Below are 5,956 nucleotides of genomic sequence, written 5' to 3' on the forward strand. Positions count from 1 at the left end.
CCAATTCTAATAAGCGCTTGTATGATCTCTCTAAAAGAGCAACCAGCATAACAATAGAGTAAAAGACGCCCATCATGTCCATTTTTAATGGATAAGCTAGGCAGCCTATCATCATGAGCAGGGCAACGGGCGGTTCCATAACGCCCATGCCAAACCCCACGCAAGGCACGTGTAATATCCTGCGCATTCTTAAAAGAACACATCATTTTTAATCCTATAACGTTGCGTCACAGGACGGATTGTGCTAGCTCTAAGGTGATGAGTTTGAGAAAGCCTTGTCCGTCCTTACGTGACAAGGTTTTTTTATGCCACGTCGTTATAACGTTGCTGTTTCGCTTGTTCGATTACATTCAAAAGATCCGATTGTAACCAACGGGATAAAAAACCAAATTTTAAAGGTTTTGGGAGAGAGCCATTGGTAACATGACGACGGAAAGTTGAGACACTCATATGAAGCAATTTTGCACTTTCACGGTCAGTTAAAAGAATATCATTTTCGGTCATTTTAAAATCCTTTCATAATAAAAAATAGAACCAAATCATAAGCATTTATTAACCATATTTTTGAATCATTGGAAAGGTATTTAGTCTATAGAAAACAGTATTTTATCATAGTTTTATTGATGTGATAAATTATGAGTCTTATTGAGAAAGAATGAGAGAGAAGAGAGCTAAAGTTATCCACAGATCATGGGGTTATGCACCCCATATCTTAAGATTGACCAGTGACATAAGCCGCCCATTTATCCATATAGACACGGCGCTGCTCTAGATAGTCAGTACGACGATAGGCACGCTCTACTTGTCCTCCTACCGTATGACTTAGAATAGTTTCAGCAACCTCATAGGGGGCATCGGTTGTTTCAGCAAGCCAATTGCGTAAACTAGAGCGAAAACCATGGGGGCAGGATTCAAGTTTATTTTTTCTCATATACGTAGCCATACACTTCTCACCAAGGGAACCCCGACCTGTTGCAGAAAAAAAGAATTCATTGCGAGATAAAAGGCGTGCTTGTTTCAAAATTTCTAATGCCTCTGATGATAAAGGGACACGAAATTCTGTTGTAGCATCACGTCTTCCTTTCATATTCTCAGCAGGGATTGTCCATATATCCCCCTCAACTTGATCTTTATGAATATGACACAAAGGATTGGTACGAACCCCTGTAAGAATAAGCAAACGCAAAGCTAAATTCGTCATAGTTGTTTTTTCGCAAAGTGTTTTATAAAAAGCCGGCACATCTTTCCAATCCATAGCTGGTCTATTAATAGTTTTATGAAGTTGTTTACCTAAAAGAGCACGTGCTTTTTCTGTTGCTTGTAAATCAACATCCAATCCTAATGCAGCCGCATGTTTGAGACACATATTGAGACGAATAAGAGCTCTATTAGCTGTTGCAGCTTTTGTATGCCAAATAGGGGCAAGCGTATTGCGTATCTCTATTTGCGTAATCTCAGAAACGGGCAGACAGCCTAATTTGGGGAGAATATGAAGTTGTAAAGGCGAAAACCAATCTCCATTTTTACCCTCTCCTTTTAATTCAGCTTTACGAGTTTCAAAAGTGTCTAAAGCAATATCTTTTAAATAATGGAGATTACTTATTGCCTCACGCTTTTGTTTATTGCGCTCTTTAATGGGGTCACGCCCCTCACGTAACACAGAACGCCACCCAGTTGCCAATTCACGGGCTTGTTTTAAAGAGACATCTCGCAACGCTCCCAATCCCATTTCACGGCGCCGACCATGAATGGTATAACGATAAATCCACTGAGCACCTCCATCTTTACGTTTGTGAAGAAGCAAGCCGGCACCATCATTATATTTGCCAGCTCCCAATGTTGCGACAGACCTTGCATTAAGACGGTTCATAAGAGCCATTTTTAGTCCTTTCTTATACAAATTTGATCCACACACTCATCCCGCTTGTTATGTGCAAATGAGTGGTTTTGATTGATGCAACATAAACAGATTTGAAATGATAGAATCTTACGGTATTCGGGACTCTAATTCACTATGAATAACGCTAGATTATCATTATAAATCAATATCTTGTCACTTGATTAATCGCTTCCTTGGCTTCATTAAACAGTTGGAAAAAGCCTGCTGGAAATTGCGCTACGGGTTTTGGTTGTATCTTACCACCAGCCAAAGCACCATTTTTTAAAACCGTAATACTATCAACCCTGCTCCAACTCTTTACAGCTTCTCTCACATCTTCAAATGCGCCCCGCTCTGCCATTATCCCGCCTTTGGATTGGCTATTGAGAATGTGCATCACTTGACTAAAATATTTATTCGCCCATCGTTGTGGATCTTTTGTCGGTCTTACAACCCCATAAAATTGTCGTTCTATCTTGTCAAAATACCCCGTGATACACTCCCAACCCAATTGACCCGCTGGAACCAAAGGTTGATCGGGGCATTCAAGCAATTTCCTGCCTAAAAAAGCGCGTTTAACAACCTTTTTATTGAAAGCCGCCCCTTGAATATCGGGCATCATGCACTGTAATTGCTTAAACTCCTCTTCGCTATAATCACGCAATTCACCCGTTTCTAAATCAGGAGCCTTGTAATATCGCTCGCTTTCAAACCAACGGCATTCAACAAGCGTGACCATCCGACGACCGTTTTCAACATCAATGCCCTTCTCATCACTGTAATAATCAAGATCATTATGGTGAACACCTTCATGAGAGCTCCCATCCCTTGCCCAATCTGCACTCAGCTCTGTCCAATGGGCTTTGGGAAACATCTGCTTGGCTACTTCCAAAGGCTTGCGGTCGACATACCACATGCGTTGTGCATCGGTTAAATTCGGTTGCACTGCCGCGCTATCCCAAACCATCTTTAGAGGGTCTAAACGCGTAATGACCGGTTCACCATCTATACTGTTCTCATAATCAAGCCGCGTATCAGTCCAGCCCATTCCACAAATGACAGCATCTTGGAACGCATCACTATCCGCGTATTCCGCATGTGCTACATCTCTAAACCATTCTGCAGCTCCCGTAAGCAATTCACTTGGCAATGCCTTGCCTATTTGACGGGGGATAAATTGCACTTCTCGCTTATTATTTCTTTCTGAACCCACAACGGCATTAACGAGTGGTGCAATGCGATTAAAAGTCATAACGGGGCGACGTTGCTCTTTTAAAGCCGCTAAATCTTGATCATTCCACTGATCACCATTGTAAAATTGGAAATCCTCCCTTGCATGTTCACGCCATTTGTTCACATGCTCAACATCTTCTTTGTACCAACCCACAAGCTTGCGAAACAAACCTTCTGTCGACAGATCTGATGCGTTACTTTCTTGCTCTAAATGCTCTTCATCATCCATCATTCTGCCATCCATGACGTGCTCTCATAAGCTTCTCTACCGCTATAAGCTTGTCTCTTGTATTTCTGCACCGGCTGTTCATACCCCACACACATCAATCCAAAAGCATCCGCCCCATGACTGGACCAATCATGCTCGGCGCCTAAACCAATATTACGCTTCTCATCCCACTTCTCGTGATACCAATTGAGTGCCTTACGCCCCGCTACTGTCGTCTCCTCATTAAACCAAACTGAAGGCAAAATCCGTCGCACTGCCTCGATACGCATCTTAACCGCCCCTGCTCCCTGATTGGGAACAACCTGTGTTTCAAAGCCCGCATCATTTAAAGCGCTCTCAAAACTCACATTGTGCACACGGTCTCTGGTCGCACCATCATGGGGGAGAACCATCAGTGCCTTCTCATAGCCATTTTGACGCAACCAACCGATATGTTCCGATAATGGCTGCCCTTGTGCTTCATAATAATCAAGCACTCTGATCTCTCTACCAACAAATTGCGCTATCCATATCGCTGTCGCATCTGCCTTAGCACCCGTACCCCCAATATCCCAAAAAGCCCGTATCTGCATTAAAGGATCACGCGCAACACGCCCTATCCGTCCCTCTTGCTCGGCTGCCAACATTTCCTTTTGATAATAAGCGCCTTGAACCGCTGTAAGATAAGCCCCTTCCCATACATGCTTATAGGTTTCTGGACGGTTTCTCAAATCATCAAGCCGCGCTTCATTCAAGATCTTGGGAAACTTTGGATTATCTGACCAATTGATCTCTACACGCTTGATTGCCGCATTATCTGAAAAGCGAAACCGCCTTTCAACCGGTGCATTCTCTCGCAACGGGTTCCATGTCACCCATAACTCTGCTCTCCACCCCTCACCTTCTTCACGCAACGTTGGAATAAGCGTCTGCCAAGCGGTCTCTGTTACGGGCTCTGCCTCATCAACCCAACAAAGCAAGATACGCCCCATCGATTTAATGCTCGCAATATTACGGTCTAGTCCAGAAAACTGAAAGGCTATACGACCATCATTTGACTTAATAGAAGCCTCTCCAACCTTGTAATAGTCCCTTAAAAAGTCATGGGCTTCAATGGCGCGCTTAATCTCCTCCAATGAACTCTCTGCTAGTGAATTCTGAAACTGACGTGCACAAAGAATGGTCCCCGATATCCCCTGCATACCAAATTGATAGCCTTTTAAAGCAGCCATCAAGGCAAATGATCTTGTCTTCCCAGACCCTCGTCCACCCCAAGCTGCTCGTACCAAAGCGTCTCCTGCAAAAATAGGAATGAGTTTTGGTACAATCTTAATCTGTCTTGTCGTCATTCATTGTTAAAGGAGCAATTTCTACACGCCCTATGATCTTAATCGCGCCCCCATCTTCCCCCGTCACTTGCAAAGGCAAGATCTTCCCAAGCAACGCTAAATAAGCCGCAGGGCATCTTATTGCCTGCTTTTCGAGGTAAGAGATTAGCCCCTCTTTCCCATACTTATTGCCTGCCAATTCAGCAGCTTTAAGAATAGCCTCTTTCAAAAGGCGTGTATTCTTATTGGGTACACCTTTGACACGCCCCATTCCTGCCTTAGGGGGTTTATATTTTTTCTTTGTTTGAGAAATCTGTTCTGTATTTTGTGATGTCATAAAATACACCCTCCAGATAATAAAAAACCCCGCATTTGCGGGGATTTTGAACTGTATCTTACCCTCATTTAGATACAATACGACCAGTGCCGTATTGTCATTAAATACGATTTGCTACACTTTGTCAACACAAAAATAACACATATTGATAATTTCAAAGGGAATCGGTTAAGCAGTGTTCTAAACAGTGGATCGTCAAAAAAGAGAAGATAATGATTATAGAAAATTTATGCTTTATTGGAGTTTTGATAGCATTGTTTTTATTAATGCTATTCAATGCAATACATGCCATTAAAAAAGCAGGAAAAAAAGGGAAAGAAATAGTTGCATACTGCACTGTACTATTTTTACCAACGTTTGTTCCATGGATTCCTACACTTATAATATTTAATTCTAACCTTATAGGAAATGATCTACAAGAAAAAGTGGCTGCTCTATTGCTAGCTATATCTGCCGTGAGTTTTATCATGTCATGTATAATGATAAAAACAATGCGTGAAGATGGTCTACAAGATAACATTAAAGACATAGCTTTAATAACTTGTGGAATACCACTTCTAATTTGTGGTTTCATTGGTGGTATAATTGCACTTTTTATGTGGAATATAACAATAGGGATAATAATTTTAGGGTTATTAATTTTAATCGGTATAAAAGAATATTTGGGAGCGATTTTTGGAATAATTGGAGTAATATTAGGGGTAGTATTAATGATAGCGTTTATCAAGTTTATTTGGAGAATTGTCTAATGAAAGTGCTTCTGAAGCGCATTAAGAGCAACACGTAATGAATTCACAAGATATGGTAGCGTTTGATCTTCTATAACGAGGTACTGTAGTGCTGCGTGAAGATTGTACTGTCTATAGAGGCATTGGGCTTCTTTTAGTATATCTTGTACGGCTTGATAGTGATTTGTTGCTTTTTGAACCCATTGTTCAAAGCTATCTGGATCTGAATTTGTAGACACATCA

General features: G+C 41.7%; 5 protein-coding genes and 3 pseudogenes. 1 reads left to right on the forward strand and 7 read right to left on the reverse strand.

Annotated elements, in window-relative coordinates:
* From ACFILT_RS06960 to ACFILT_RS06985, 6 genes and pseudogenes are all read right to left on the reverse strand, one after another.
* Nucleotides 1-206: pseudogene (locus tag ACFILT_RS06960) on the reverse strand (virulence-associated protein E); the annotation flags it as partial.
* A gap of 97 nt (nucleotides 207-303) precedes the next feature.
* Nucleotides 304-504, reverse strand: coding sequence for an AlpA family transcriptional regulator (locus ACFILT_RS06965; RefSeq protein WP_007347430.1), 201 nt, complete (start codon nucleotides 502-504; stop codon nucleotides 304-306).
* A 208-nt stretch (nucleotides 505-712) separates the two neighbouring features.
* Entirely contained in the window at nucleotides 713-1,879 is a 1,167-nt protein-coding gene (locus tag ACFILT_RS06970; protein WP_375679809.1) for a tyrosine-type recombinase/integrase, read from the reverse strand.
* 172 nt (nucleotides 1,880-2,051) lie between these two features.
* Nucleotides 2,052-3,356: pseudogene (locus tag ACFILT_RS06975) on the reverse strand (portal protein); the annotation flags it as partial.
* Nucleotides 3,341-4,669 carry a PBSX family phage terminase large subunit gene (locus ACFILT_RS06980; protein ID WP_375679810.1) on the reverse strand — a complete coding sequence of 443 codons (1,329 nt, stop codon included), beginning with the start codon at nucleotides 4,667-4,669 and terminating at the stop codon, nucleotides 3,341-3,343. The pseudogene ACFILT_RS06975 and the gene ACFILT_RS06980, both read right to left, overlap by 16 nt.
* Complete coding sequence (locus ACFILT_RS06985) at nucleotides 4,650-4,985, reverse strand: hypothetical protein (RefSeq protein WP_375610989.1); 336 nt, start codon at nucleotides 4,983-4,985, stop codon at nucleotides 4,650-4,652. Before ACFILT_RS06985 ends, ACFILT_RS06980 begins: the two co-directional genes overlap by 20 nt.
* A gap of 212 nt (nucleotides 4,986-5,197) precedes the next feature.
* Here ACFILT_RS06985 and ACFILT_RS06990 point away from each other — a divergent pair, with 212 nt between their 5' ends.
* On the forward strand, nucleotides 5,198-5,734 hold the full coding sequence (locus tag ACFILT_RS06990) for a hypothetical protein (protein WP_375679357.1): 537 nt from the start codon (nucleotides 5,198-5,200) through the stop codon (nucleotides 5,732-5,734).
* Here the strand turns inward: ACFILT_RS06990 and ACFILT_RS06995 are convergent.
* Nucleotides 5,731-5,956 (reverse strand): annotated as a pseudogene (locus tag ACFILT_RS06995) (hypothetical protein); the annotation flags it as partial. The gene ACFILT_RS06990 and the pseudogene ACFILT_RS06995 sit on opposite strands and share 4 nt — an antisense overlap.

This window comes from Bartonella sp. AP7XZML (assembly GCF_042195745.1).
GTDB lineage: Bacteria > Pseudomonadota > Alphaproteobacteria > Rhizobiales > Rhizobiaceae > Bartonella.